Here is a 26,719-nt window from a genome sequence, read left to right as displayed (position 1 = left end):
CTACGCTGCCAGAACCAGTTCGCCAACCTCGCTCATGCCGGCTCCGCGATCGCCGAGCAGCAGTTCGGCCATCTTCGCCTGCGCGGCATTTTCCGTGAGCCGGAACGGATCGCTCGGCGTCACGCGGTGGTCGATCACGAGGCGCGACAGCAGCAGCCGGCGTGCATCGCCGCGCATCTCGTGAATGCGGTGTGCTTCCCAGGCGAGCGCCACCGCGCTGGCGACGTGATAGAGCGCGCTGGTGGCGCGGCGCGCATCGGCTTCGTTCTCGGACTTGGCCGCAACTTCGCGTGCGAAGTCGACGGCGCGGTCGGTGAGGCCACGCAGATGATCGCGCCAGGCCTGCGGTACCGAGCCACTGTCGTCGAGCCGGGCGTGCAGATCGGCCGCGAGCGCGGATTCCGCGCCGTGGCGGCCTACTGCGCGGCGGAGCGCATCGATCGCGACGATGTTGCCGGTGCCTTCCCAGACCGAGCCGAGATGCGCATCGCGCAACAGGCGGGCGGTGGCGAATTCCTCGATATAGCCGATGCCGCCGCGCATCTCGAGCGCATCGCCGCAAACCTTGCGCGCATCGCGCGTGGCGCGGAACTTCAGCGTCGGCGTGAGAATGCGCAGCAGCGCCGCGGCATCCTGGCTGCCGGCCTCGGCACGGTCGAGGGCATCAGCAGTGAGGAAGCTCATCGACAGGCCCTGCTCCACCGGCAGCATGATCTTCAGCATTTGTCGCCGCCCCAGCGGCAGATCGATAATGCGCTGGCCGAACACCACGCGGTTGGTCGCCACCGTCATCGCGTCATGATAAGCGCGGCGCATCAGCGCGGTGGACTTGACGCCGTTGGAGAGCCGCGAGGAGTTCACCATCTCGGCCATCTGCACGAAACCGCGGTCGAGCTTGCCGACAGCGTAGGCGATCGCGCCTTCAAGCTTGATCTCGCCAGAGGCCATCGAGCGGGTGCCGAGCTTGTCCTTGAGGCGCACGATCCGGTAGTGGTTCTGCGAACCGTCGTCGAGGAAGCGCGGCATCAGGAACAGGCCGACGCCGCGCGTACCGGGGCCGGCGCCTTCAGGGCGCGCCAACAGCATCACGACCTTGGCGTCGGCATTCGAGCAGAACCATTTCTCGCCATAGAGGCGCCAATGGTCGCCTTCCTGCACGGCTCGCGTGGTCAGCGTGCCGACATCGGAGCCGCCTTCCTTCTCGGTCATGAACTGGCCGCCCTGGGTCAGCTTGCTCATGTCGGTCGAGGTCAGGCCATCCAGATATTTCGCCTTGAGCGCCTCGCTGCCGAAATTCGCCAAGAGCTTGGCGCAGCCATCGGTGACGTTGATCGGGCAGCCCATGCCGAATTCGGTCTGGTTGAACAGGAAGGTGAAGGCGTGCTTGGCCACAACAGGGTATTTGTCCGGCCAGCCCATGACACCCTTGCGGATGGAGAGCGCGTGGATGCCGAACTCGCCGAATGCAGCGTTCTCCAGCTCGCGATAGGCCGGATGATATTCGATCCATTGCACGTCGCGGCCGAACTTGTCGCGCTGGTGCAGGATGGGCGTGTGCCGGTCGGCGAGCCGCGCGCATTCGTCGAGATGGCCGCCGGCGAGCTCACCGAGCCGGTCGAGATGCGGCTCGATGTGTCGGAACAGATTCTCCGGGAGATGGATGCGGAGCAGGTCCGTGAGCGCGGGATCGGCGCGGTAGAAATTCATGCCCGACGTATCGGGCGCCAGCAGGCCGGAGGGTGCGGCCGCGATATCTTTTGGCTGCGCTTTAACCGGTCCGGGCATGATCGTCCTCTTCGTTTCCGTCCGACGGCAATTCTTTGCGCTTGCCGCTTTGGATGATGTCGATCATGCTCCAGTCGCGGACAGCGATAAAGCCGCAAAATGTCAGGGCGGCATGATCGCCGCGAGGGAGCAACTCGCCCTGCGGAATTGTGATCGCGCCGGCTGGTTGTCTGCGCGGACCATGCATAGATCAGCGGCTCCTACTTCCGAGAGATCACGCCATGGAACACCCGAAGTACAAGATCGCCCTCATCGTCGGTGCCGGCGAAGGCCTCAGCGCATCGCTGGCACGCCTGCTAGCGGCGCAGGGCATCCGCATCGCGCTCGCCGCACGCAAGATCGAGAAGCTTGGCGCGCTCTGCACCGAGACCGGGGCCAAGGCCTATGCCTGCAACGCCACCGAGCCCGACGAGGTGGAGCGGCTGTTCGGTCTGGTCGAGCGCGAGATCGGCACGCCCGACCTCGTCGTCTACAACGCCTCCGGCCGCACGCGCGGGCCGTTCGTCGATCTCGTGCCGGCCGACGTCGCGCAGGCGATTGCGGTCAGCGCCTATGGCGGCTTCCTGGTGGCGCAGCAGGCCGCCAAGCGCATGCTGCCGAACCAGCACGGCGCGATCCTGTTCACCGGCGCCTCCGCCAGCGTCAAGGGCTATGCGCAGTCCGCTCCCTTCGCGATGGGCAAGTTCGCGCTGCGGGGCCTTGCCCAGAGCATGGCGCGCGAACTCTCGCCGCAGGGCATCCATGTCGCGCATTTCGTCATCGACGGCGGCATCAGGAGCGCCGCGCGGACGGATCCGGCGGACAAGCCGGACTCGATGCTCGATCCCGACGCAATCGCACAGAGCTATTGGAACGTGCTGCAGCAGCCGCGCAGCGCCTGGAGCTGGGAGCTGGAGCTGCGGCCCTGGGTGGAGAGGTTTTGAGGGCAAGCTGCCGTAGGGTGGCCAAAGGCGCGAAGCGCCGTGCCCACGATCTCGAACTTTAGAAATAATGGTGGGCACGCTTCGCTTTGCCCACCCTACGAGACCGGGAGGAACAATGACCACGGAAACCACCATCGATACCGGCACCAATGAGCTCCTCTGCACGATCCGCGACCGCGTCGCCGTGATCACGCTGAACCGGCCGGAGGCGCGCAATTCGCTGTCGGACGCGCTGACGCCGGCGCTGCGCACGATGATCCGGAGCTGCGGCGAGAATCCCGATGTCGGCGCGCTGCTGCTGACCGGCGCGGGCGAAGCCTTCTGCGCCGGCGGCAACGTCAAGGGCATGGGTGCGCATCGCGACAAGGCCAAGCTCGACATGTCCTTTGACGACAAGGTCGCCGACCTGCAGGAGCGGCAGCGGCTGCTCACCGGCGCGCTGGTGTCTGTGCGCAAGCCGACGATCGCTGCGCTGCCCGGCCCCGCGGTCGGCGCCGGGCTCGCCATCGCCATGGCCTGCGACATCCGCATCGCCGCGCAATCGGCCTTCGTTGCCACCGGCTATGCCCGCATCGCGCTGTCCGGCGACTACGGCATTGCCTGGCTGCTCACCCGCCTCGTCGGCACCGCGCGGGCGCGCGAATTGATGTTCACCGGCGACCGCGTCGATGCCGCGCGCGCCGAGGCGATCGGCCTCGTCAACCGCGTCGTGCCCGACGACAAACTGCAGACCGAGGCCTTCGCACTGGCCAAATCGCTCGCCGAAGGCCCGCGCCTCGCGCTGCGCTACATGAAGGACAATCTCGACGAGGCCCTGCTGTTCGACTTCGAAACCGCGCGCGACCACGAGGCCGAAAGGCTGGTCCGCCTCACCACGACCGCCGACCACAAGGAGGCCGTGCAGGCCTTCATCGACAAGCGCAAGGCGGTGTTCACGGGGAAGTAGCTCCGACACAAGCGCCGTCATTCCGGGGCGATGCGCAGCATCGAACCCGGAATCCATTGGACCGCGAAACGCGCGTGTAATGGATTCCGGGCTCGCGCTACGCGCGCCCCGGAATGACGATGGAGAGAGAGAACGCAAAGTGGAAAAAAAGCCCGGCTCTGGATGACCAGGCCGGGCTTGCAGTCAGGTCAGGCCGAGGCTGAGGGGCTGTCGGCCTGACGGGAAATGGCGGCGAGGCGCCAGCTCGCGCAGGGAATGTCTTGCGGAGCGAGGTTGATCTCCTTTTCGAAGCGCACCAGCTTCCAGTCATCAGGGTGGTTGACGAAGGTGAAGCCGGATTTGCGCGCGAGCGAGACCATGGTCTCGTTGGCGCGCAGCGTGTCGCCGTAGATGTGCTCGGCGCCGAGCGCGGCCGCGCGGCATTCGAGATTCTTCATCAGCGCGGTGGCGATGCCGTGGCCCTGCCAGCGGTCATCGACCGAGAGGCCGAACTCGAGCGTCGCGGTCTCGGCATGGAAGGCATAGCGCGCTTCGGCGACGATGGTCTCGAAGCCGTCGACCATCATGGTCGCCACGATGGTGAAGCGATCGCGCTCGCCGACCTCGAGGAAATCGTGCAGCAGGCCTTTCGGCAATTCGCTGATCGCGCCGAAGAAGCGGTTGTAGCGGGAGCGGGTCGAGAGCGAGCGGAAATAGTGCTGCAGCTCATCGGTGTCGCGCGGCTCGACGAAGCGGACATTGAGCCGCTCACCGTGCCTTGTGCGCAGCACGTCCGAATATTGCTTGAGGTCTTCGAGGCGAAGCGAGCTCATGACACATGCCCAGCGGAAAAGGGGACCGCCGGCGCCCCTGTGCTCAGGCGGCGCCGGCCTGGCGGCCTATCAGGCCCGCCAGAAGGGTTTGTCGGCCTCGTAGGCAATGTCGGACCAGGACAGCCCGACGTCCTGGAGATCGCGGGCGGTCCAGTGGGTCAGCTCGCGCCGGGTCCGGTAGCGCTCGTGCCAGACGTGGAGGACCTCGCCGATCTGGTAGAGGACGCCCTGTGCATGATGATTTGTCATCGAATTGTCGGTCAATGTAGACATTTTCAGCTCCTGGAGCTAAGTTGACCGCTAATATCTGCCTTCTGCTGCGCCGCGACAAACGACAATTTGTACCTTTTCGCATGAAATAACGTCATGCATCCTGCTGCCAAATGACTGCCAGATTGCCCTCCCTAAACGGATTGCGGGCGTTCGAGGCCGCCGCGCGCCATCTCAGCTTCACGCTCGCAGCCAGCGAGCTGAACGTGACCCAGACCGCGATCAGCCATCAGATCCGCAGGCTGGAGGAGGAGCTCGGCATCCGCCTGTTCATCCGGCAGAACCGCGCGCTGGCGCTGACGCCGGAGGCGCGCGACTATTTGCCGGGCGTCCGCGCCGCCTTCAACGATTTGCGCCTCGCCACGGACCGGCTCCTGCGCAAGGACGACGACAAGGTGCTGACAGTGTCGACGCTGGCCTCGCTCGCCGCCAAATGGCTGCTGCCGCGGCTGACCGATTTCCAGGAGCAGCACCCCGGCATCGATGTGCGCATCACCACCTCGACCAGCCTCGTCGACTTCCAGCGCGACAATGTCGATGCCGCGATCCGCTATGGTCGCGGCCAATGGCCGGGCCTGCGCGCCGACTGGCTGATGGCGGACGAGCTGTTTCCGGTGTGCAGCCCGTCGCTGCTGCGCGGCGACAAGCCGCTGCGCCGCCCCGAGGATCTGCGCAACCATCCGCTGCTGCACACGTCGAGCACCAACAGCGACGACTGGCGGCTGTGGCTGACCGCGGCGGGCCTGCCGGCCGACATCGCAAGGCACCCCGGCATCACCTTCGACATGATCTTCATGACCATCCAGGCGGCGATCGACGGCATCGGCGTCGCCATGGGACGGACCTCCTACGTGCAGGACGACATCGCCAAGGGTCGGCTCGTGGTCCCCTTCAAGATCGCGCTGCCGGCGGACGCCGGCTTCTACCTGGTCGCGCCGGACGGCCATCGCGAGGCGCCAAAGCTGGCTGCGTTCCGGCAATGGGTGCTCGCGGCGGCGCAGAATAAGGCGTGAAAATGCAGCGGCTTCCCTCGGTTGTCATTCCGGGGCGCGCGTAGCGCGAGCCCGGAATCCATTTCTCACAGGATCTGTTGCCCGATGGATTCCGGGTTCGGTCCTGCGGACCGCCCCGGAATGACAGCGGAGACCTACAGCTCGACCACCACGTAGTCGCTCTCGACTTTCACCGGAATCGTCTCGGCGACATACGGTCCCTTCACCACGCTCGCGCCCGGCTCGACATGGGCGGGATAGGCCTTCACGCGGAAACGGCGGGGGTCGCAATAGGATTGGCCGGTGCGGATGTCGAACTCCCAGCCGTGCCAGGGGCAGCGGATGATCTCACCTAACTTGGTGTATTCGATCTCGCCGGGGTTGCTCGACTGTGCGAGACCGATCAGCGGGCCCTCACACAGCGCCGCGCCCTGATGCGGGCAGCGGTTCATCAGGCCGAAATATTCGCCCTTGATGTTGAAGACTGCGATCGGCCGCCCGTCGATCTCCAGGAATTTTCGCGTGCCGGGCGGAAGCTCGTCGACCGCGGCAATCACATGCCGCGCCATGCTATGTTTTCCACATGATCTGACCGAAAAACCGCTTCACACTTTTTCGGATCATGCGGTTATCCCATACAGCTTCTTTGCGTTGCCGAGATAGAACGCCTCGCGATTGTCCTCGCTGACTCCCGCCGGCAGCACGCGCGACGGCTCGTCATAGTCCCAATGCGGATAATCGGTGGCGAACAAGAGACGATCCCAGCCGATCCATTTGATGACATCGAACAGATCCTCGCGCCTTTCAGGATCTTCCATCGGCTGCGTCGTCCACCACACCTGCTCGCGGATATATTCCGACGGCGGCCGTTTTACATGCGGCACCTCGCTCCTGAGCCGCTGCCAGGCCTTGTCCAGCCGCCACGCCAGTGACGGCGCCCAGCCGAAGCCGGCCTCGATCATCACCATCTTCAATTTCGGGAAGCGCTCGAACACGCCCTCCAAAACCAGGCTCGCAAGCGCCGATTGCTGGCACTGCGAATGCCCTACCATCTCCTCGACGTAATAGGACGGCCAGCCCGAGGGTGTGATCGGGTTGCCGCCGAAGCCGAAGGCGTGCACGCCGACGGGAAGGCCGGCTTCTTCCGCGGCCTGGTAGATCGGCCAATAGCGACGCTGGCCGAGCGGCTCGACATTGCGGCTGAGCAGCAGCACCTGCACGAAATTCTTGTCCCCGGCGCGCTCGCGGATCTCGGCGGCGGCCGATAGCCCGTCCTCATTCCCGACCACGATCGAGGCCTTCAACCGCTTATCCTTGCTGGTCCATTTATCGATCTGCCAATCGTTGATCGCCGAGCACAGAGCGGCCGAGAGCTCGTGATTGCGGATGCCCTGCCCGGTGTTGAGCGGATTGAGCACGCCCAGCTGCACGTTGTTGGGATCGAGCAATTGCTTCTGCATGAAGGCGAGCGAGGAGCCCTGCGGGCCGCCTTCAGGCGGATAGGCATCGCGGCGCGAGGCGTTGGGCTGGGCCTTCGGATAGGGCGGGCCTTCCATCATGCCCTGATAGGCATGGACGCCGTAAATCTCGAGATGATGCTGCCAGCGTTTGGCGAGGTAGGGGTAGAGCTCGGTGTGGGTCGTGCGCGCCGGATGGATGTCGCAGTCCGCGATTGCGGTTTTGACGTTCAGTGGGGAAGCGGCTTCTTGGTTCTCGCGGAACTGGATATTCATCGCCTTGCCTCCTTTGGCAGCGGGCTCATTTCAGGCGGGGATAGGTTGCATGCGGATTGTCGATCATGATCTTGCGCACGAGATCGGGGGACAGACCTTCGGGCAGCGCGTCCTGGCCGTCGAACTGCCAGTGCGGATAGTCCGTGGAGAATAGGACCAATTCGTCGGACTGCATATGATCAAACAGGCGAATTAATGTCTGAGGTTCCGGCGGCGCATCAAATGGCTGTAACGAGAAACGGATGTTGCTGCGCACAATCTCCAGCGGCGCGCGATCGACCCACGGCGTCTCCATCCGTACCCCGCGCCAGAACTTGTGCAGGCGCCAGAGATAGGGCGCGATCCAGGACACGCCGGACTCCAGCATCACCATTTTCAGCCGCGGATATTTGGCGAACACGCCCTCGACGATCAGGCTGGTGAGCTGGGTCTGGAACGCCTGGGCCTGCCCAACATAATCCTCGATGTGATAGGACCCCCAACCCACGGCGGTCGGCGGATTGTGATAGGCGGAACCGGCGTGGATGCCGACCGGGAGTTCCAGACGTTCCGCGGCCTCGTAGATCGGCCACAGCGCGCGCTTGCCGAGCGGCGTATCGCCCATGACCAGCATCAGCACCTGCACGAAGCGCTCGTCCGGTGCACAGCGCTCGATCTCGGCAACGGCTTTCTCGACGCTTTGCGTGGGGATCACGATCGAGCCGCGCAGCCGCGAGTCGCGATCGAGCCATTCCTTCGCCAGCCAATCATTCAGCGCGCGGCAGAAGGCGGCCTGCATGTCTTCCGAAAACACCATCTGCACGCCGTAGAGCGGATTGCAGATGGCGTATTCGAGCTTGAAAGCATCGAGCACGTGACGCTGCATGGCCTCCAGACTCTCGCCGGGCTTGCCGGTCTCGGGGCGCCAGTCCGGCCGCGCGGTGATCGGCGAGTTCTGCGGATAGGATTGCGAGATAAGGTCGACCATGCCGCGCGTCGTGACCTGATCGCGCCAATAATCGTTCAGGTACGGCAGCAGGCTGGTCAGATGCGGCACGGCCGGATGCACGTCGCAATCGATGCCGCCGGCGATCAGGGATGCCATCACGTCTCCCTTCTCACGTTTCCTCGCATGTCTCTTCTTGTCCCCGCCATTCAAGCAGGCCTGCCCGCCGCCCGCAACTCGGCCAAGCGTCCTGTCATATGCTAGGAAGGCTGAGCTCGGTTGCGAAGGAATGAGGGGTTACGACATGAAAGAGCTCGTCGGCATTGCGGAACAGGTCGCCGCCAAACTGATCGCGCGCAAACAGACCATTGCGGTTGCCGAATCCTCCGCCGGCGGTCTGATCGCGGCCAGCCTGCTCGCGGTGCCCGGCGCATCCGCCTATTTCCTCGGCGGCGCGGTGGTCTATACGCGCGATGCCAGGCGCGTGCTGATGGATATTTCGGACGAAGGAATGAAGGGCTTTCGGTCGTCGTCGGAGCCCTACGCGCAATTGCTGGCCGAGCAGATGCGAACGCGCTTCGACAGCGACTGGGGCCTGTCCGAGACCGGCGCCGCCGGCCCCACCGGCAACCGCTACGGCGATTCGGCGGGCCATAGCTGCATGGCGGTTGCAGGGCCCGCCATGGAGGTGATGACGCTGGAGACGGGGAGCAATGACCGGCTCGGCAACATGCAGATGTTCGCAGCGGCGGCGCTGCGGTTGCTGCTGAGGAAGCTGGAGGGGTGAGAAAGAGGAGCGACAGCTACCGTCCTAAATGCCGCATGAAAATGCGCACCACATAGCCCGGGAATCGTGGTGCCTCGTCGTAGAGATCCGACGCGATGCGCTCGATGGTCTCGCGCAGCGACAGGAATTGCGCCTGCCGTGCGCTGCTTTCGGTGCCCTGCATGCCCGCGAGCTCGTCCATCGCGGCGTCGCTGATCTGGCACTGCACGACCTCGCCGTCGTTCAACATGGTGAAGCGAAAGGCCAGCCGTTCCAGATCATGGCCAATGATCTTGTGGCGCATGAGCGGCATCAAGTCGTCCCGGTCGAGCCCCCGCGCCGGACAATGCTGAAAATCGCTGCGCTTGTCAGCAGCAAAGTGCGGCTTCGGCCCTACTGGAACGCCACTTCGGCAAAGCTGCGGAGCTTGCGCGAATGCAGCCGTTCCGATTCCTGCTGCTTGAGCCGCTCCAGCGCCTTCAGGCCGATCTCGAGGTGCTGGCCGACGCGGCGGCGGTAGAACTCGCTGGCCATGCCCGCGAGCTTGATCTCGCCATGCAGCGGCTTGTCGGAGACACACAGCAGCGTGCCGTAGGGAACGCGGAAGCGGTAGCCATTGGCGGCGATCGCGGCCGATTCCATGTCGAGCGCGACCGCGCGCGATTGCGACAGGCGGCGGATCACCTCAGGCCCGGAAATTTCCCAATTGCGGTTGTCGACGCTCGCGACCGTGCCGGTGCGCATCAGGCGCTTGAGCTCGAAGCCTTCAAGCCCGGTGACGTCCTCGACCGCCTCCTCGAGCGCGACCTGCATCTCGGCCAGCGCCGGGATCGGCACCCACAGCGGCAGCTCGCGATCGAGCACGTGATCCTCGCGCACATAGCCGTGCGCGAGCACGTAATCGCCGAGCCGCTGCGTGTTGCGCAGGCCGGCGCAATGGCCGAGCATCAGCCAGGCATGCGGCCGCAGCACCGCGACGTGGTCGGTGACGTTGCGTGCATTGGACGGACCGGTGCCGATGTTGATCAACGTGATGCCGCGATAGCCAGGTGCGACCAGATGGAAGGCCGGCATCTGCGGTGCGCGAGCCGGCGCGGTACCGCTGATCGCGCCGCCGCTGTTCGTGATCACGTTGCCAGGCGCGACGAAAGCTTCGAGCCCGGCTTCGCCGGACTGCAGCCGCTGCTGGCACGCTTGCGCGAAGGCATCGACATAGAACTGGTAGTTGGTGAAGATCACGAAGTTCTGGAAATATTCGGGATCGGTGCCGGTGTAGTGATAAAGCCGGCGCAACGAGTAATCGACGCGGGCGGCGCGGAACAGGGACAGCGGCTCCGGCGCGCCGGGCTGGAGCTCGAAAGTGCCGTCGGCGATCGAATCGTCCATGGTCGCGAGAACGGGCACGTCGAACGCATCGCGCAGCGAGCGTGTCACGGGCGAGTTCTCGCTGGTGGTGATGGCGGCTTCGATATTGATGTCGCGCCGATAGGCGAAGTGGATCGGGATCGGCTCGGCGGACTCGCCGATCTCGACGGGCACGCCGTGGTTCTGAATCAAGAGGCCGATCTGCTCGGTGAAATAGCTGCGGAACAGATCCGGCCGCGTCACGCTGGTTTCATGCACGCCGGGTCCGGCGACGAAGCCGTAAGCAAGGCGCGAATCCAGCCGCGCATGCGTCGCCGTGGTGAGACGGACGAAGGGATAGTAGGCGCGAACCCGCGTCGTGATCGCCTCGCCGCCGACATAGGCTTCGAACCGGTCGCGCAGGAATTTCGTGTTGCGCTCGTAGATTTCTTCGAGGCGGGCAACGGCGAGGGACGCGTCGGAGAAGGATGCGGTGGGGATGGAGGGTGGAGATTGCATGGTTCGACCGCCGGGTGATTGGGCCTGAGTCGAACTATAGCAAAGAAGGCGGTGTTGTAGGGTGGGTTAGCGCAGCGTAACCCACCACTTCCGCATCCTCGGTTAGAGAAGCGGTGGGTTACGGCTTCGCCTAACCCACCCTACGAGACCACGACGCGCTGTCGCGCATCACTTCTCGCGGAACGCGCGCATCAGCTGGTCGTGAAGCGGCTTCATCAGATAGGACAGCATCGTGCGGTCGCCGGTCTGGACGAAGGCTTCCACCGGCATGCCGGGGATCATCTTGACGTCGCCGAGCCTGGCGATCTCTTCCGGCGGCATCGAGACGCGGATGGTGTAGTAGCCTTGGCCGGTGCGCTGGTCGGTGGTGACGTCGGGCGAGACGCGGCTGACGACGCCGTTGAGCTCGGGCGTGGTGCGCTGGTTGAACGCGGACAGTCGCAGCAGCGTCTTCTGGCCGATCTGGAGCTTGTCGATGTCGACCGGATTGACCTTGGCCTCGACCTGGAGATCGTCGGTCTGCGGCACGATCAGCATCAAGGTATCGCCGGCCGTGACGACGCCGCCGATCGTGTGCACCGTCGATTGCAGCACCATGCCATCCTGCGGCGCGCGGATGTCGACGCGGCGGAGCTGGTCTTCGGCCGCGACCTTGCGCTCGATCAGCTCGCCGATCTTGTCGTTGGTTTCGCGCAGGTCCTTGGAGACCTCGCTGACCACGTCCTTGTCGATCTGGATGATCTGGAGCTCGGTCTCGGTGATCTTGCCCTTGGCCTGGGCGCGCGCGGCGATGTACTGCGCGCGCTCGCCGTTGAGGCGGGCCGAGTCGCGCTCGAGCTGGGTCAGGCGCGAGATCTGCACAAGACGCTTCTCGTAGAGCTCACGCACGCCGGTGAGCTCGTTCAGCACCAGCGCGATCTCCTGGTCCTTGGCTTTTTCCTGGGCGCTGAGACCGGCGATCTCCTCGTTGAGCTGCGTGATGCGTTCGCGGAGCTGCGCCTTCTGCCCGGTGCGGCCATTGACGCGGACCTCGAACAGCTTGGTCTCGGCCGCAAGCAGCGCCTTGACGTCGGGATCGCCCGCCCGCTCGATGAGGCCTTGCGGGAACTCGATTCGGTCGAGGCCACGCTGCTCGGCCTGCAATCGCGCCGCACGCACCTGCGCCGCATCGAGGTTCTTGGTGACGATGGCAAGATTGGCCTTGGTGACGGTGTCGTCGAGCCGCACCACGATGTCGCCGGACTTGACCAGGTCGCCGTCGCGGGCGCGCACCTCGCCGACCACGCCGCCGGTCGGATGCTGCACCTTCTTGACGTTGGATTCGACCACGATCTGGCCCGGCGCAATCAGCGCGCCCGAGATCAGGACGGTCGAGGCCCAGCCGCCGAGGCCGACGACCAGGACCAGCACGATGGCGAGGCCGAGCATCAGGTGGAACCTGATGGAGTCGCGTACGGTCTTCGCGGCCGCCTTGGGGCCGCCGATGGCCATCGTGCTCATGGCTTCGTGCTCATGGTTTGGCCACTCCGCCCTCGCTGACGATCTTGATCGGCGCTGGCGGCGTCACGCGCGGCTGCAGCACCTGGGCGAGCACCTGCTCCTTGGGGCCGAAGGCCTGCATGCGGCCGTCGCGCAGCACCAGGATCTGGTCGACCGCCTCGACGCCGATCGGGCGGTGCGCCACCACGACGACGATGGCACCGCGCTCGCGCGCCGAGCGGACGGCGCGGGTCAGCGCCTCGTCGCCTTCGGTGTCGAGATTGGAATTGGGCTCGTCGAGCACGATCAGGAAGGGGTTGCCGTAGAGCGCGCGCGCCAGCGCCACGCGCTGGGCCTGACCTGCGGAAAGCGCGGCGCCCTGCTCGCCGACTTGGGTGTTGTAGCCCTCGCGCATCTTGATGATCATCTCGTGCACGCCGGCCTCCTTGGCTGCGGCGATGATCGCCTCGGAGGTGGCCTCGGGATCGAACCGGCTGATGTTCTGCGCGATGGTGCCGCCGAACAATTCGACGTCCTGCGGCAGATAGCCGATATGGCGGCCGAGCGCGTCGCTCGTCCATTGATCGAGCGCCGCGCCGTCGAGCCGCACCTTGCCGCGCACCGGCTGCCAGACCCCGACCAGCGCGCGGATCAGCGACGACTTGCCGGAACCGCTCGGGCCGATCACGCCAAGGCCGTTGCCGGCGGCGAGCGCGAAGGTGACATCCTGCACCACGAGACGCTGATCGCCGGGCGGCACCATGGCGACGCCTTCGACCGAGAGCCGGCTGGTCGGCGCCTGCAGCTGGGTCGGCATCGCCTGCGCCGGCATCTGCTCCAACAGGCGCGTCAGACGCTGCCAGCTCTGGCGCGCCGCGACGAAGGATTTCCAATGCGCGATGGCGAGATCGACCGGAGCGAGCGCGCGGGCGGACAGGATCGAGCCGGCGATGATGATGCCGGCCGTCGCCTCCTGGTGGATGACGAGATAGGCGCCGACCGCGAGCACGGCCGATTGCAGCATCATCCGCAGCACCTTTGCGACCGCGCCGAGACCACCGGCGACGTCGCTCGCCCGCTGATTGCCGGCGAGGTATTTTTCGTTGGCCTCGCTCCAGCGCTGGTTCATCCGGCCGGCCATCCCCATCGACACCATCACTTCGGCGTTGCGGCGGCTGGCCTGGGCGAGATCGTTGCGCTGGGCGGCGAGGCCCATCGCCTCCTTCGCCGGCTGGCGGGACATGAACTCGGTCACCAGCGTCAGCCCGACCAGGATGATGGCGCCGACCAGCGCGGTGACGCCGATCAGGACATGGAAGGCGAAGCAGATGGCGAGATAGAGCGGCAGCCAGGGCAGGTCGAAGAATGCGCTCGGGCCCATGCTGCCGAGGAAGGAGCGGACATTGTCGAGATCGCGCAGCGGCTGCAGGCCCTCGTTGCGGCTGCCGACCAGCAGCGGCAGGCGCACGATGGTATCGAACACGCGCTTGTTGAGGGCCTCGTCGAGCGCGGTGCCGATCCGCCCCAGGATGCGGTTGCGGATCATGTCCAGTACGCCCTGCGCCATGTAGAGGAAGCTGGCGAGGATGATGAGGCCGACCAAGGTCGGGATGCTGCGGCTCGGCAGCACCCGGTCATAGACCTCCAGCATGAAGATCGACCCGGTCAGATAGAGCAGGTTGATCATGCAGCTCATCAGGCCGACGCCGATGAAGGCCGTGCGACAAGCGCGCAAGGCGTCACCGAGCTCCGAACGGCGGACGCCAGGGATGGCTGCCATCAGTCTGATCTCTTTCGGCTAACGGGCAAAGCCCTGATTTCAAAGGCGATTCAAGGAGTACTCACCTTGGATTAACATCTGTTTTCCGGCCGTCCGACGCGGTCGAATTTAATCCGAGGCCTCATGGGCCACATCTACCCCCGATAGCCTTCCGCGCAAGTCCGGAATTCCACAGGCTTGCGGCTTTTTCTTGCAGGCTTTCAGCCGCTTCCGCGAAAAGCGCGGCTCAAGTTCCGCTCAGCCGAATGCAGAGGCTAGAGCCGGCCCCCGCCGCGCACCAGGCGTACCACCAGCAGCAGGATGACCGCTCCGATGGCAGAATAGACAATCTGGGAGATCAAGCCGGTGCCGAGGCGGATGCCGAGCTTTGGAAACAGAAGGCTCGCCACCAGCGCACCGCAGATGCCGATCACGATGTCGCCGATAAGGCCGAACCCGGCGCCCCGCACGATCTTGCCGGCGAGCCAACCGGCGACGAGACCGACGAATAGGATGACGAGCAGGCCTTCGTTGGAAATGTACATCCGTGAGGTTCCTCTCCGTGAACGGCGCCATGGAACGGGAACCGGAATGAATGGGGTGTGAATGCTGGAGGCTCGCTCAGCCCGGCTCAATTCATCCAAACTATGACAGCACGGTGGCCGGCTCCGCCAGGACGCATCTGGCCGCCCGACCCGGCCCGACCGCGACATTCCCGGGCAATTGCTCCAGGCAGCGCGGCTCGGCGAGCTTGCAGCGGGGAGCGAAGGAGCAATTGTGCGGCTTCTCGGCCAGCGACGGCGGCGTGCCGGGGATGGTCTCCAGCCGCTGTCCGCGCTTGGCGCCGTGGATGGTGGAGGCGAGCAGGCCCTTGGCATAGGGATGCACCGGCGAGCGGACGATGTCGCGCAAGGTGCCCTGCTCCACGATCTGACCGGCATACATCACCGCGACGCGATCGCAGATCTCGATGGCGACGCCGATGTCGTGGGTGACGAAGATGACGGACATGCCGAACTCGCGCTGCAGCTCGCGCAGCAAGAGCAGAATCTGGATCTGCACGGTCGCATCGAGCGCCGTGGTCGGCTCGTCCGCGAGCAGGATTTTCGGCCGGCAGGCGAGCGCAAGCGCGATCATCGCGCGCTGGCGCATGCCGCCGGACATTTCGTGCGGATAGGCATCCAGCCGGCGCTTGGCCGAGGGAATGCGCACGACCTCGAGCATCTCCAGCGCCCGTGCGCGCCCTTCCGCAAAACTCTTGCCTTCGTGGCGCACCACGCTTTCGGCGATCTGCGCGCCGATCGTGTAGACCGGATCGAGCGCAAGCGCCGGCTCCTGGAAGATCATCGAGACGGTCTGGCCGCGGAACGACGACAGCTGCTCGTCGTTCATGGCCAGCACGTCCTGTCCCATGACGTTGACCGTGCCCGAAATCTGCGTGCGCTTCTTTGGCAACAGCCGCATCAAGGCACGCAAGGTCACGCTCTTGCCCGAACCGGATTCGCCGAGCAGGCCGAGCACCTCGCTATTGCCGAGCGAGAGACTGAGATCGTTCACGGCATAGACCGTGCGCTCGCCGGTGAAGCGGATGTTGAGGCCTGAGATCTCGACGAGGTTCGTCATGACGGCAGCTTCGGCAATCGGTCGTGATAGTCGGTGATGCGCTGGAACGCGGCGCCAATGGTCAGCAGGGTGGCTTCGTCGAAGGAGCGGCCGATCAGCTGCATGCCGACCGGCAGGCCGGTCGTGGTGAAGCCCGAAGGAATGGTCAGTGACGGCAAGCCCAGGAAATTCACCGGGCGGGTGAACAGCGTCAGCCGCTGCAACAGCGCCGGCGCGTTCGGGCCGCCGCCGACGTCGCTCTCCTCGATCGTCGGCGCCGGCACCGGGGACGCCGGCGCGATCACCGCATCGACGCCTGCCGTCGCGGCATTGTGGGCCGCGAGCGCCGACCCGCGCCAACGCATCGCTTCGAGATAGGTGATGGCGGGAACGGCGAGGCCGTTCTGAAGCCGCATCAAGACCTGCGGGCCATAGTCCTGCGGACGCTCGATCATCCAGCGCTTGTGGAAGGCGGCAGCTTCCGCGGCGAGCACGAGCTGGCTGGCCGAGGACAATTGCCGCTGGTCCGGCAGCTCGACTTTGACGATGTCGGCGCCCTCGCGCTTGAGCACCGCGATGGTCTCGTCCAGCACGCGCGCGACCTCGCTGTCGAGATCGTCGACATAGAACGAGGCGGGCACGCCGATCTTGAGACCCCTCAGCGAAGCCTTGGTGGCTGCGACGTAGTCCGCGAGCGGCTCGTGGCTGCAGGTCGAATCGGCGGGATCGGGACCGGCCATCAGCGCCAGCAAGAGCGCGCAATCCTCGGCGCTGCGGGCCAGCGGGCCGACGGTGTCGAGCGATTGCGACAGCGGCATTGCGCCGGCGCGGCTGACGCGGCCCACCGTGGTCTTGAGTCCCGTGACGCCACAGAAATGCGCGGGCATGCGGATCGAGCCGCCGGTGTCGGAGCCAAGCGCCGCATAGGTCAGGCGCGCGGCCACCGCCGAGCCGGAGCCGGATGAGGAGCCGCCGGTGATATGGGCGACGTTCCAGGGATTGCGCACCGGACCGTAATGAGCGTTGTGCCCGGTCGGGCCATAGGCGAACTCGGCGAGATGCAGCGTGCCGAGCCGGACCTGGCCGGCGTCCTTGAGCCGCTGCAAGGCGGTGGACGTGACGTTCGGCACGAAGTCGCGGCGGATCAGCGAGCCGCAGGTCGAGACGTGGCCGGCATCGTAGTACATGTCCTTGTGCGCAAGCGGCACGCCATGCAGGGGACCACGGACATTGCCCTTGGCCAGCTCGGCATCGGCGGCATCCGCCGCTTTCAATGCCGCTTCTGCCTCGATCGACATGAAGGCGTTGAGATGCGGCTGCCACTGCGCGATGCGCTGCAGCAGCGCACGCGTCGCCTCGTGCGAGGACACCTGCTTCATCGCGATCGCGCGCGCGACCTCGGTGAGCGTCATCAGAGCGGGCTCACAGCTCATTTGGACACCTTCTGCGTCTGCGCGAGCACGTAAGTTGCGGGCTCCAGATCGAACGGCAGCGTGCCGGCGATCGCGGCGAAGCCTTCGAAGGCGGGGCCGATGGCATTGGAGATGCGGGTTGCGATCTCGTCGTCCACGGGGACGCCGGCGATATGCGCGATCGGCTTGATCTCTTTCGGTGTCGGTCTCGTCATGCGGTTTCTCCCCTGGGGGCGCGGCTGTGGCCTGAACCCGGTATCGCCATGTAGCACGCGGCCTCGTGGCCCATATTATCCAGCGCGGTGAGCTTTGGTGTCGCATTTGCGCAGAGCGGCTCCGCAAACGGGCAGCGGGTGTGGAAACGGCAGCCGGAGGGCGGATCGATCGGATTGGGTGGGTCGCCCGTGATCGGCGGCGTTTCGGTGCGGCGATCAGGATCGGAGGACGGCATCGCGGCGAGCAGCGCGCGGGTATAGGGATGCGCCGGGCTGTCCCAGACCTGGTCGACCGGGCCGAGCTCGACGACCTCGCCGAGATACATCACCAGCACGCGGTCCGAGATGTAGCGGACGACATTGAGGTCGTGACTGATGAAGAGATAGGTGAGGCCGAATTCGCGCTTGAGATCGGCGAGCAGGTTGAGCACCTGCGCCTCGACCGATTTGTCGAGCGCCGAGACGGCTTCGTCCAGGATCACCAGCCGCGGCGACAGCGCCAGCGCACGGGCGATGTTGACGCGCTGGCGCTGGCCGCCGGAGATCTCGTGCGGATAGCGGTTGGCGAAGTTTTCCGGGCGCAGGCCGACCTTGCCGAGCAGCTCTCGCGCCAGGTTGCGCGCCGCGCCATCGGCCATGCCATGGACCTTTGGACCGAAGGCGACGGATTCCTCGATCGTCAGGCGCGGGTTGAGCGAGGCGTAGGAATCCTGGAACACCATCTGCATGCCGCGGCGCAGCTCGCGCAAGCTTAGCGACTGGCCGACGGTCATGCCGTCATAGATGATGTCGCCGTCATCGCGCGGCATCAGGTGCATCAGCAGCCGCGCGGTCGTGGACTTGCCGCAGCCGGACTCGCCGACGATGCCGACCGTCTCGCCCTTGGCGACGGAGAAGGAGACATTGTCGACGGCACGCACGGTGCGCTTGGCGGCGAACAGGCCGCCGCGCACCGGGAAATGCTTGGTCAGGCCGTTGACCTGCAGCAGCGGCTGCGCGAGCCCACCGCGGTCCTCGACCGGCTCCAGCATTTCGACGGAGGTGTTGGTTTCGCTCATGGCCTAGTTCCTGATGTCCATGGCGCTACGCAGGCCGTCCGAGAGCAGATTGAAGCAGATCGAGACCGCGAAGATCATCGCGCCCGGCAAGGCTGCGACCCAGGGATTAACGTAGATCGCGGTGCGCAGCGTGTTCAGCATCAGGCCCCATTCCGGCTCCGGCGGCTTGGTGCCGAGGCCGAGGAAGGACAGACCGGCCGCCAGGATCATCGAGACCGAGATCAGACTGGTGGCATAGACGAAGATCGCGCCCAGCACGTTGCCGAGGATGTGGACGCGCATGATGGTGAAGGCGCCCGCGCCGGAGGCACGTGCGGCCTCGACGAAGTCCATGTTGCGCACGCCGGTGGTGACGCTCTCGGCGACGCGGGTGATCTGCGGCACGAACACGATGGTCAGCGCCACGATGGAGTTGAGGATGCCGGCGCCGAGCGCGCCAGAGATCGCGATCGCCAGCAGCACCGACGGGAAGGCGTAGAACACGTCCACCGTGCGCATGATCGCGGTGTTGAGCTTGCCACCGACATAGCCGGCAATGATGCCGAGCGAGGTGCCGATGCAGAAGGCCAGGATCACGGGCAGGATGCCGATGACCAGCGACAGGCGCCCGCCATAGATCAGCCGGGCCAGCATGTCGCGGCCGAGCTCGTCGGTGCCGAGCGGATAGCCTGTGGTGCCGATGTGGCGGAGGCGCCGGATCATCGAACCCTTGTAGGGGTCTTCGAGACCGAGCCACGGCGCGAGGATCGCGGAGAGGAAGATCAGCAGCAGCACCAGCGCGCAGGCCATGCTGACCTTGTCGCGCATGATGCGGCGGCCGACGGTCGCCCAATAACCGCGCGCCTTGGTCGCGGGCGCGGCCTGCAGCGCGGCATCGGCGGTGGCGGACAACGGGAGCTCGCTCATCGGCTAGCCCCGCTTGATGCGCGGGTCGATCGCGGCTTGGGCGATGTCGACCAGGAGATTGAGGAAGACGAAGAACAGCGCCAGGATCAGGATCGTGCCCTGCAGCAGCGGCAGGTCGCGCTGGAAGATCGCCGAGTTGAGCAGGAAGCCCGAGCCAGGCCAGGAGAACACGGTCTCGATCAGGATCGAGCCGCCGAGCATATAGCCGAGCTGAAGCCCCATCACCGCGAGCGCGGTGGGCGCGGCATTCTTGATGACGTGGCGGAACACGCCGGTTTCGCGCAGGCCCTTTGCACGCAAAGCCTCGACGAAGTCCTGCGAGAGAATGTCGCCAGTGAGCGCGCGGACCGTGCGGGTGACGATGCCCATCGGGATCACCGACGTCGTGATCGCGGGCAGCACGAGATATTTGAGGTGCGCCCAATCCCAGGCCCAGGAGTTGGAGCCGCTGGGGCCGGCGCCGACCGCCGGCAGCCAGTTCAGCTGGACCGAGAAAATGATGACGAGCAGCATGCCGAGCCAGTAATGCGGCACCGAGACGCCGGCGATGGCAAAGGAGGTCGCGACCTTGTCGATCCAGGTCTCGCGGAAATAGCCGGCGATCAGGCCAAGCAGGACGCCCATGGTGAAGCCGATGATGGCGGCGGCAATCGCGAGCGTGACGGTGTTGCCGACCGCGCGCATGACCTCGGCCAGCACCGGACGCCCCGTCGCGATGGAATTGCCGAGATCGCCATGAAGGGCACGCAGCAGCCACAGGCCGAACTGCACCGGCAGCGGCCGGTCGAAGCCGTAGGCGGCGCGCAGCTGCGCGGCGAGCTCCTGCGACGCATCGGCCGGCAGCACGGCGACCAGCGGATCGCCCGGCGTGATGTGCACGAGCAGGAAGCACACCAGCGCCACGCTGATGACGATCGGGACGACGTAGACAATGCGTCTGGCGGTATAGGCGAGCACTGGTCTTCTTTCTTCCTTCTCCCCTTGCGGGAGAAGGTGGCGCGCAAGCGCCGGATGAGGGGTTCGGTCCGCGGACGCAACTTTTCCAATCGAAGGGTCCGCATCCGCGGAGAGAGACCCCTCACCCGGCTTCGCTAAAGCGAAGCCACCCTCCCCCACAAGGGGAGAGGGTGCACCGAGCAAATCGACAGAGCTACTGCGCGATCGACACCGGCGAGAAGTCGATGAACCAGCTCTTCGGTTGCACGACGCCTGTCACCTTCGGGCTCATGGCGCGCGGGCCGACGTCGTGGGCGACGTAGAGGAAGGCGGCGTCATCGACGGAGGCTGCGTGCAATTCAGCGAGTGCGGCGTCGCGCGCGGCGGGATCGAAGGTCTGGCGCGCCTTCTTCACCAGCTCGTCGAATTTGGGGTTGTTGATGAAGCCCCAATTGTTCGAGACCGGCGGCGCCATGCCCGACTGCAGGAAGCGCACCAGCGCGAAGAACGGGTCCATCGCCGCGTAGGTGACGTTGGTCGCGTGCGAGCCGTTGGCGCTGGGATCCTTGGCGCCGCGGCGCCAGTTGGTGAACAGCGTATTCCATTCGATGACGTCGAGCTGGACGTCGAAATAGCATTCGGCCAGCGCCTGCTGGAGATACTCGTTCATCGGCAAGGGCTGCATCTGGCCCGAGCCGGACGCCGACGTCTGCGTCTTCACGGTCAGCTTCTTGTTGGGACCGTAGCCGGCCTCCTGCATCAGCTTTTGCGCAGCCGCCTTGTCGTACTTGATCTGGAAGGTGGGATTGCCGCGCCAGGGGTGGCCGGGCTCGAAGGTGCCGGTCGCTGGCACCATCAGGCCCGCGAGCAGACCGTCCCTGAGGCCTTCGCGGTCGACGCAGAGGTTCGCGGCCTTGCGCACCCGGATATCGTTCCAGGGCGAGCCCTCGACGCGCGAGAACTGCCACGGCCAGACGTGCGGCTGCTCGTTGGAGTAGAGCTTGAAGCCGCGCTGCTTGAGCTCGGGCAGCGCGTCCGGTGCCGGCGCCTCGACCCAATCGACCTGGCCGGACAGCAGTGCCGCGGTGCGCGCGTTGGCTTCCGGCATCGGCAGCAGCACCATCTTGTCGACCTTGGGCACGCGATCCTTGTTCCAGTAGCTCGCGTTCTTGACCAGCTCGAGCCGCTCGCGCGGGGTGAAGCTCGCCATCTTCCACGGGCCGGTGCCCGAGGCGCTCCTGGCGAAGGCGGTCCATGCGGCCTGTGACTTCGCCTTGGCGTCGGCGCCTTCGGCCTTGTCGTAGAAGGACTGCCACTTCGCCGGGCTTGCCATGAACAGATTGGTGAGATTGATCGGCAGGAAGCTGTCGGGCTCCTTGGTGGTGAGCTCGACGGTCATGTCGTCGATCTTCTTCGCGGAGGCCAGCGTCGGCATGCGCGAGGCCGTGACGCCGACCTGGCTGGCGTCGAATTGCGGCGCATCCTGCTTCAGCACTTTCTCGACATTCCACACCACCGCATCGGCATTGAACGGCGAGCCGTCATGGAAGGTGACGCCTGGGCGCAGCTTGAAGGTCCATTTGGTCTTGTCGGCATCGTCGACCTTCCATTCGGTGGCAAGGCCGGGGATCACCACGCTCGCCTTGTCGGCAGAGGACAGGTCCCAGCTGGTCAGCGCATCGTACATGGTGAGGCCGGTGAAGCGGTTGCCCTCAAAACCTTGATCGGGCTGGCCGAGCGTGCGCGGAATATCGGCAGCAGTCATGCCGATGCGCAGCACAGTTTCGGCAGCCGCTACCCGCGGCCATGCGGCCGCGCTGCCAAGCGCCAACAGCGCGATCAGCGCCGCCCGTGTGTTGTTGTTCTTGATAAACATCGCCTCAGTCCCTTTCCGGCTTCCGATGATTAATTTTGATGCAATCGTATGCAATGGCTATGCCAAGGGAAAACTTTTTCTGCGAATTGCCCCTGCGACGACAAGTCCTTGTGATGACGCACGGGCGAAATCGGCCCCCTGCCTATTCTGGCATCAAGATTGCAGGTTTGGTCCCAGATCCCCCTGGAGCTTTGGGCCATGCGTATTCGTCTATCGACCTGTCTCGCCGTGCTTGCATTGGCGGTGTCCGCAATCACGGCGCACGCCGAAACGGTGGTGCGTTACGGCATCTCGATGGCGGATATTCCACTCACCACTGGCCAGCCCGATCGTGGCGCCGGCGCCTATCAGTTCACGGCCTACACGATCTACGATCCGCTGGTGGCCTGGGAGATGGATGTCGCCGACCGCCCCGGCAAGCTGGTGCCGGGCCTCGCCACCGAATGGAAGGTGGACGACGCCGACAAGACGAAGTGGCACTTCACCCTGCGCAGGGGCGTGAAGTTTCACGACGGCAGCGATTTCAACGCCGATGCGGTAATCTGGAATCTCGACAAGGTGCTCAACGACAAGGCGCCGCAATTCGACAAGCGGCAGAGCGCGCAGGTGAAGACCCGCCTCCCCTCCGTCGCCAGCTACGCCAAGATCGACGACTTCACGGTGGAGATCATCACCAAGACGGTGGATTCCTTCTTCCCCTATCAGATGCTGTGGTTCCTGGTCTCGAGCCCGGCGCAATATGAAAAGCTCGGCAAGGACTGGGACAAGTTCGCCAGCCAGCCCTCCGGAACCGGCCCGTTCAAGCTGACGAAGCTGGTGCCGCGCGAGCTCGCCGAGCTAGTCAAAAATCCGGACTACTGGAACAAGAAGCGCATTCCCAAGGCCGACAAGATCGTGCTGGTGCCGATGCCGGAAGCGCTGACGCGCACCAATGCGCTGCTCGCCGGCCAGGTCGACCTGATCGAGACGCCGGCCCCGGATGCCGTGCCGCAGCTGAAGGCGGCGGGCATGAAGCTGGTCGACAACGTCACGCCGCATGTGTGGAATTATCACCTCAGCGTGCTGCCGGGCTCGCCCTGGACCGACATCCGCCTGCGCAAGGCGCTGAATCTTGCGATCAACCGCGACGAAGTCGTCGGGCTGATGAACGGCCTCGCCAAGCCCGCCAAGGGCCAGGTCGACCCGTCGAGCCCGTGGTTCGGCAAGCCCAGCTTCGAGCTGAAATATGATCTCGCCGCCGCCAAGAAGCTGGTGGAGGAAGCGGGCTATTCCAAAGCAAAGCCGCTGAAGACCACCTTCATCATCGCGCAAGGCGGCACCGGCCAGATGCTGTCGTTGCCGATGAACGAATTCCTGCAGCAGAGCTTCAAGGAGATCGGCATCGAGATCGACTTCAAGGTGGTCGAGCTGGAGACGCTCTATACGCACTGGCGCAAGGGCGCCGCCGACGAGATGAACGCCGGCATCACCTCCAACAACATCGCCTATGTCACCTCGGATCCGCTCTACGCCATCGTCCGCTTCTTCCATTCCGGCCAGATCGCGCCGGTTGGCGTCAATTGGGGCGGCTACAAGAACCCGAAGGTCGACGCGCTGATCGACGAGGCCAAGCAGACTTTCGACAGCACCAAGCAGGACCAATTGCTGGCGCAGGCGCATGCGCTGATCGTGGACGATGCCACGCTGGTGTGGGTCGTCCACGACACCAACCCGCACGCGCTGTCACCGAAGATCAAGCAGTTCGTGCAGGCGCAGCACTGGTTCCAGGATCTGACGACGATCGGGGTGGAGTGAGCAACACGCAAGGGTGGGCACGGCGCTTTGCGCCTTTGCCCACCCGGGCGGCGCGCGATCACCGCCCTTTGGTCGGGATCTTGTTGTACGGCACGTCCTTGTCGACGCGGATGTCGCCCGGCAGGCCGAGCACGCGCTCGGCGATGATGTTGCGCAGGATCTCATCGGTGCCGCCGGCGATGCGCATCGAGGGCGAGGACAGCAGCATCTGCTGGAATTGACCCTGCGCTGTTTCCTCGTCGTTGCCGGTGAGAACACCGGCCGCGCCCTGCAGGTCCATGGCGTAAGTCGCGATGTCCTGCAGCATCATGCCCGAGACCAGCTTGCCGATCGAATTCTCCGGGCCCGGTCGCTCGCCCTTCGACAGCGCCGAGATCGTGCGGTAGCTGGTGTATTTCAGGCCGTTCGACTTCGCCGCCCAGCTCGCGAGCTTCGAGCGCACGGCGGGATCGTCGATGGCGAGGCCATCCTCCAGCATCAGGTTCGAGCAGAACTCGAACATCTCGGGCACGCCGGTCGCGAGCCGCGCGCCGATCGACATGCGCTCGTTCATCAGCGTGGTCAGCGAGACGTTCCAGCCGTCGCCGACGGCGCCCAGCCGCTGGCTGTCGGGGATCACCACATCGGTGAAATAGACCTCGTTGAACTCCTGCATGCCGTTGGCCTGCTTGATCGGCCGCACCTCGACGCCGGGACTCTTCATGTCCAGGAAGAACATGGTGAGGCCCTTGTGCTTGGGCACGTTCGGATCGGTGCGCGCGATCAAAAGACCATAGTCGGAATAATGCGCGCCCGAGGTCCAGATCTTCTGGCCGTTGACGACCCAATTGTCGCCCTTCTTCTCGGCGCGGGTGCGAAGCCCTGCGACGTCGGAGCCGGCAGACGGCTCGGAGAACAGCTGGCACCAGATCTCCTCGCCCGATGCGAGCTTCGGCAAGTACCGCCGCTTGGCCTCCTCGCTGCCGAACGCCATTACGGTCGGGCCGCACATGCCCTCGCCGATCTGGAACGGCTGCGTCAGCTTGCCGTAGACGCCCTCCTCCTGCTGCCAGATCACCTTCTCGATCGGCGTCGCGCCGCGGCCGCCATACTCCTTCGGCCAGTGCAGGCAGGCCCAATTGCCCTCGAACTTCTTCTTCTGCCAGGCCTTGCCGACATCGACGATGTCGCGATTGGCAAGGCGGATGCGGCCGAGCGAGGACTTTGACAGCTCGGCCTGCAATTCCTTCGGCGCATTGGCCTCGATCCATTTGCGCGCGGTCTCGCGGAATGCGGCTTCCTGCGGGGTGTCGTCGAAATTCATGGCGGACCTCTACCCTCTTCCCTTCGTCGGGATCTTGTTGAACGGCACGTCCTTGTCGACGCGGATGTCGCCGGGCAGGCCCAGCACCCGCTCGGCGATGATGTTGCGCATGATCTCGTCGGTGCCGCCCTCGACGCGCGTACCCGGCGCACGCAGCAGCATGGCCTGGAAACGGCCCGCCAGTTCGCCATCCTCGCCGCTGACGATTCCGGACGCGCCCTGCAGATCGAGCGCATAGGTCGCAACGTCCTGGATCATGGAGCCCGCCACCAGCTTGCCGATGGAGTTCTCCGGTCCCGGGCGTTCGCCCCTCGACAGCGCCGAGATCGCGCGCATGCTGGTGTATTTCAGCCCGCTTGCCTTCACCGCCCAGTTCGCCAGCTTGGATCGCACCGCGCGATCCTCGATCGCCGGGCCGTCGTCGAGCATCAAGCTGGAGCAGTACTCGAACAATTCGGGGAAACCGGTCGAGACGGCCGCGCCGATCGCACTGCGCTCGTTCATCAGCGTGGTCAGCGAGACGTTCCAGCCGTCACCCACCTCGCCGAGGCGCTGATGGTCGGGGATGCGGACATTGGTGAAATAGACCTCGTTGAAATCCGAGGCACCGCTCGCCTGCTTGATCGGCCGCACCTCGACGACGGGGCTCCTCATGTCCAGGAAGAACATGGTGAGGCCCTTGTGCTTGGGCACGGTCGGATCAGTGCGCGTGAGCAGGATGCCGTAGTCTGAATAATGTGCACCCGAGGTCCAGATCTTCTGGCCGTTGATGATCCAGTCGTCGCCGTCCTTCTCCGCACGCGTACGCAAGCCCGCGACATCTGAGCCGCCGGCCGGTTCGGAGAACAGCTGGCACCAGACCTTCTCGCCCGAGGCGAGCGGCGGCAGATAGGTGCGCTTATGCTCCTCGCGCGCGAACGCCATCATGGTCGGCCCGCACATGCCGTGGCCGATGATGAACATGCGGGACAGCTGGCCGAACGGCCCCTCCTCCTGCTGCCAGATCACGCGCTCGATCGGCGATGCGCCGCGGCCGCCATACTCCTTCGGCCAGTGCAGGCAGGCCCAGCCGGCGTCGGCCTTTTTCTTCTGCCAGGCTTTTGCGACCTGCAGGATATCCGCGTTCTTGAGCACGGTGCGGCCGAGCGAGGATTTGCGCAGCTCCTCCTCATATTGCTTGGGCGCGTTGGCGCTGATCCAGGCGCGCGCGGTGGCGCGGAATTCGGCTTCCTGCGGGGTGTCGTCGAAGTTCATCTTGCTTCTCTGTTGTCCGTAGGGTGGATTAGCCGGAGGCGTAATCCACCAATTCTGTCGAGCACTGCCGGTCGGTGGTGGGTTACGCCGAGCGGTTTGCGCTTCGCGCA

At 65.2% G+C, this 26,719-nt stretch carries 26 protein-coding genes; 5 read left to right on the top strand and 21 right to left on the bottom strand.

Going from position 1 to position 26,719, the window contains the following annotated elements; all coding sequences use genetic code 11:
* Positions 1–1,785, bottom strand: coding sequence for an acyl-CoA dehydrogenase family protein (locus I6F21_RS32250; RefSeq protein ID WP_225184006.1), 1,785 nt, complete (start codon positions 1,783–1,785; stop codon positions 1–3).
* On the bottom strand, positions 1,769–1,972 hold the full coding sequence (locus tag I6F21_RS32245) for a hypothetical protein (RefSeq protein WP_035997131.1): 204 nt from the start codon (positions 1,970–1,972) through the stop codon (positions 1,769–1,771). The genes I6F21_RS32250 and I6F21_RS32245 overlap by 17 nt, the downstream gene beginning before the upstream one ends.
* Before the next feature lie 34 nt (positions 1,973–2,006).
* On the opposite strand from I6F21_RS32245, the gene I6F21_RS32240 reads away from it, so the two are divergent.
* Together I6F21_RS32240 and I6F21_RS32235 are read left to right on the top strand one after the other, a co-directional pair.
* On the top strand, positions 2,007–2,708 hold the full coding sequence (locus I6F21_RS32240; RefSeq protein WP_225140827.1) for an SDR family oxidoreductase: 702 nt from the start codon (positions 2,007–2,009) through the stop codon (positions 2,706–2,708).
* A gap of 115 nt (positions 2,709–2,823) precedes the next feature.
* Positions 2,824–3,654 (top strand): enoyl-CoA hydratase, encoded by an 831-nt coding sequence (locus tag I6F21_RS32235; RefSeq protein WP_036040518.1) that lies wholly within the window; start codon positions 2,824–2,826, stop codon positions 3,652–3,654.
* A gap of 188 nt (positions 3,655–3,842) precedes the next feature.
* On the opposite strand, the gene I6F21_RS32230 is transcribed toward I6F21_RS32235, so the two are convergent.
* Both I6F21_RS32230 and I6F21_RS32225 read right to left on the bottom strand, forming a co-directional pair.
* Positions 3,843–4,466: a GNAT family N-acetyltransferase gene (locus tag I6F21_RS32230; RefSeq protein WP_225184005.1), complete on the bottom strand. Its 624-nt coding sequence runs from the start codon at positions 4,464–4,466 to the stop codon at positions 3,843–3,845.
* 69 nt (positions 4,467–4,535) lie between these two features.
* Complete coding sequence (locus I6F21_RS32225; protein WP_035997119.1) at positions 4,536–4,739, bottom strand: DUF1127 domain-containing protein; 204 nt, start codon at positions 4,737–4,739, stop codon at positions 4,536–4,538.
* A 110-nt stretch (positions 4,740–4,849) separates the two neighbouring features.
* Here I6F21_RS32225 and I6F21_RS32220 point away from each other — a divergent pair, with 110 nt between their 5' ends.
* Entirely contained in the window at positions 4,850–5,749 is a 900-nt protein-coding gene (locus I6F21_RS32220; RefSeq protein WP_225184004.1) for a transcriptional regulator GcvA, read from the top strand.
* Between the two features lie 134 nt (positions 5,750–5,883).
* Here I6F21_RS32220 and I6F21_RS32215 read toward each other — a convergent pair whose 3' ends face one another.
* Genes I6F21_RS32215 through I6F21_RS32205 form a run of 3 tightly spaced genes read right to left on the bottom strand, consistent with a single transcriptional unit; the run spans position 5,884 to position 8,545 of the window.
* Positions 5,884–6,297 (bottom strand): Rieske (2Fe-2S) protein, encoded by a 414-nt coding sequence (locus I6F21_RS32215; protein WP_036040510.1) that lies wholly within the window; start codon positions 6,295–6,297, stop codon positions 5,884–5,886.
* 51 nt (positions 6,298–6,348) lie between these two features.
* The gene (locus I6F21_RS32210; protein ID WP_225184003.1) at positions 6,349–7,461 is read right to left on the bottom strand and encodes an amidohydrolase family protein; all 1,113 of its coding nucleotides are present in this window, start codon (positions 7,459–7,461) and stop codon (positions 6,349–6,351) included.
* A 25-nt stretch (positions 7,462–7,486) separates the two neighbouring features.
* Positions 7,487–8,545: an amidohydrolase family protein gene (locus tag I6F21_RS32205; protein ID WP_035997107.1), complete on the bottom strand. Its 1,059-nt coding sequence runs from the start codon at positions 8,543–8,545 to the stop codon at positions 7,487–7,489.
* 145 nt (positions 8,546–8,690) lie between these two features.
* On the opposite strand from I6F21_RS32205, the gene I6F21_RS32200 reads away from it, so the two are divergent.
* Positions 8,691–9,173, top strand: coding sequence for a CinA family protein (locus I6F21_RS32200; RefSeq protein WP_225140821.1), 483 nt, complete (start codon positions 8,691–8,693; stop codon positions 9,171–9,173).
* A 16-nt stretch (positions 9,174–9,189) separates the two neighbouring features.
* Here the strand turns inward: I6F21_RS32200 and I6F21_RS32195 are convergent, their stop codons facing one another.
* The 12 genes from I6F21_RS32195 to I6F21_RS32140 form a co-directional block, all read right to left on the bottom strand.
* Positions 9,190–9,465 (bottom strand): DUF1488 family protein, encoded by a 276-nt coding sequence (locus I6F21_RS32195; RefSeq protein ID WP_036040528.1) that lies wholly within the window; start codon positions 9,463–9,465, stop codon positions 9,190–9,192.
* Positions 9,466–9,545: 80 nt separating this feature from the next.
* Entirely contained in the window at positions 9,546–11,015 is a 1,470-nt protein-coding gene (locus I6F21_RS32190) for an AMP nucleosidase (RefSeq protein ID WP_225137593.1), read from the bottom strand.
* A gap of 168 nt (positions 11,016–11,183) precedes the next feature.
* Positions 11,184–12,515, bottom strand: coding sequence for an HlyD family type I secretion periplasmic adaptor subunit (locus tag I6F21_RS32185; protein WP_225184002.1), 1,332 nt, complete (start codon positions 12,513–12,515; stop codon positions 11,184–11,186).
* Positions 12,516–12,525: 10 nt separating this feature from the next.
* Positions 12,526–14,274, bottom strand: a complete 1,749-nt coding sequence (locus tag I6F21_RS32180; protein ID WP_035997082.1) for a type I secretion system permease/ATPase — start codon at positions 14,272–14,274, stop codon at positions 12,526–12,528.
* Positions 14,275–14,528: 254 nt separating this feature from the next.
* Positions 14,529–14,798, bottom strand: a complete 270-nt coding sequence (locus I6F21_RS32175) for a GlsB/YeaQ/YmgE family stress response membrane protein (RefSeq protein WP_035997080.1) — start codon at positions 14,796–14,798, stop codon at positions 14,529–14,531.
* A 100-nt stretch (positions 14,799–14,898) separates the two neighbouring features.
* Positions 14,899–15,876: an ABC transporter ATP-binding protein gene (locus tag I6F21_RS32170; RefSeq protein WP_036020911.1), complete on the bottom strand. Its 978-nt coding sequence runs from the start codon at positions 15,874–15,876 to the stop codon at positions 14,899–14,901.
* Entirely contained in the window at positions 15,873–17,288 is a 1,416-nt protein-coding gene (locus I6F21_RS32165) for an amidase (protein ID WP_225184001.1), read from the bottom strand. Before I6F21_RS32165 ends, I6F21_RS32170 begins: the two co-directional genes overlap by 4 nt.
* Complete coding sequence (locus I6F21_RS32160; protein WP_109142275.1) at positions 17,285–17,482, bottom strand: hypothetical protein; 198 nt, start codon at positions 17,480–17,482, stop codon at positions 17,285–17,287. Before I6F21_RS32160 ends, I6F21_RS32165 begins: the two co-directional genes overlap by 4 nt.
* Positions 17,479–18,540 carry an ABC transporter ATP-binding protein gene (locus tag I6F21_RS32155; protein WP_035997070.1) on the bottom strand — a complete coding sequence of 354 codons (1,062 nt, stop codon included), beginning with the start codon at positions 18,538–18,540 and terminating at the stop codon, positions 17,479–17,481. The genes I6F21_RS32160 and I6F21_RS32155 overlap by 4 nt, the downstream gene beginning before the upstream one ends.
* A gap of 3 nt (positions 18,541–18,543) precedes the next feature.
* Positions 18,544–19,446 (bottom strand): ABC transporter permease, encoded by a 903-nt coding sequence (locus tag I6F21_RS32150; protein WP_057028343.1) that lies wholly within the window; start codon positions 19,444–19,446, stop codon positions 18,544–18,546.
* A 3-nt stretch (positions 19,447–19,449) separates the two neighbouring features.
* Entirely contained in the window at positions 19,450–20,403 is a 954-nt protein-coding gene (locus I6F21_RS32145; protein ID WP_057028344.1) for an ABC transporter permease, read from the bottom strand.
* 193 nt (positions 20,404–20,596) lie between these two features.
* Positions 20,597–22,258 (bottom strand): ABC transporter substrate-binding protein, encoded by a 1,662-nt coding sequence (locus I6F21_RS32140; protein ID WP_128266499.1) that lies wholly within the window; start codon positions 22,256–22,258, stop codon positions 20,597–20,599.
* Between the two features lie 198 nt (positions 22,259–22,456).
* Between I6F21_RS32140 and I6F21_RS32135 the strand changes: the two genes are divergently transcribed.
* On the top strand, positions 22,457–24,052 hold the full coding sequence (locus I6F21_RS32135; protein ID WP_225111511.1) for an ABC transporter substrate-binding protein: 1,596 nt from the start codon (positions 22,457–22,459) through the stop codon (positions 24,050–24,052).
* 58 nt (positions 24,053–24,110) lie between these two features.
* Here the strand turns inward: I6F21_RS32135 and I6F21_RS32130 are convergent, their stop codons facing one another.
* Together I6F21_RS32130 and I6F21_RS32125 are read right to left on the bottom strand one after the other, a co-directional pair.
* The gene (locus I6F21_RS32130) at positions 24,111–25,355 is read right to left on the bottom strand and encodes an acyl-CoA dehydrogenase (RefSeq protein WP_225111510.1); all 1,245 of its coding nucleotides are present in this window, start codon (positions 25,353–25,355) and stop codon (positions 24,111–24,113) included.
* Positions 25,356–25,364: 9 nt separating this feature from the next.
* On the bottom strand, positions 25,365–26,609 hold the full coding sequence (locus tag I6F21_RS32125) for an acyl-CoA dehydrogenase (protein WP_225184000.1): 1,245 nt from the start codon (positions 26,607–26,609) through the stop codon (positions 25,365–25,367).
* Between the last annotated feature and the right edge of the window lie 110 nt (positions 26,610–26,719).

Origin of the sequence: Bradyrhizobium sp. NBAIM03 (assembly GCF_020194055.1) — a bacterium.
Lineage (GTDB): Bacteria > Pseudomonadota > Alphaproteobacteria > Rhizobiales > Xanthobacteraceae > Bradyrhizobium > Bradyrhizobium yuanmingense.
The sequence above is the reverse complement of the archived record's forward strand: the minus strand, read 5'-3'. Positions and strand labels throughout refer to the sequence as shown.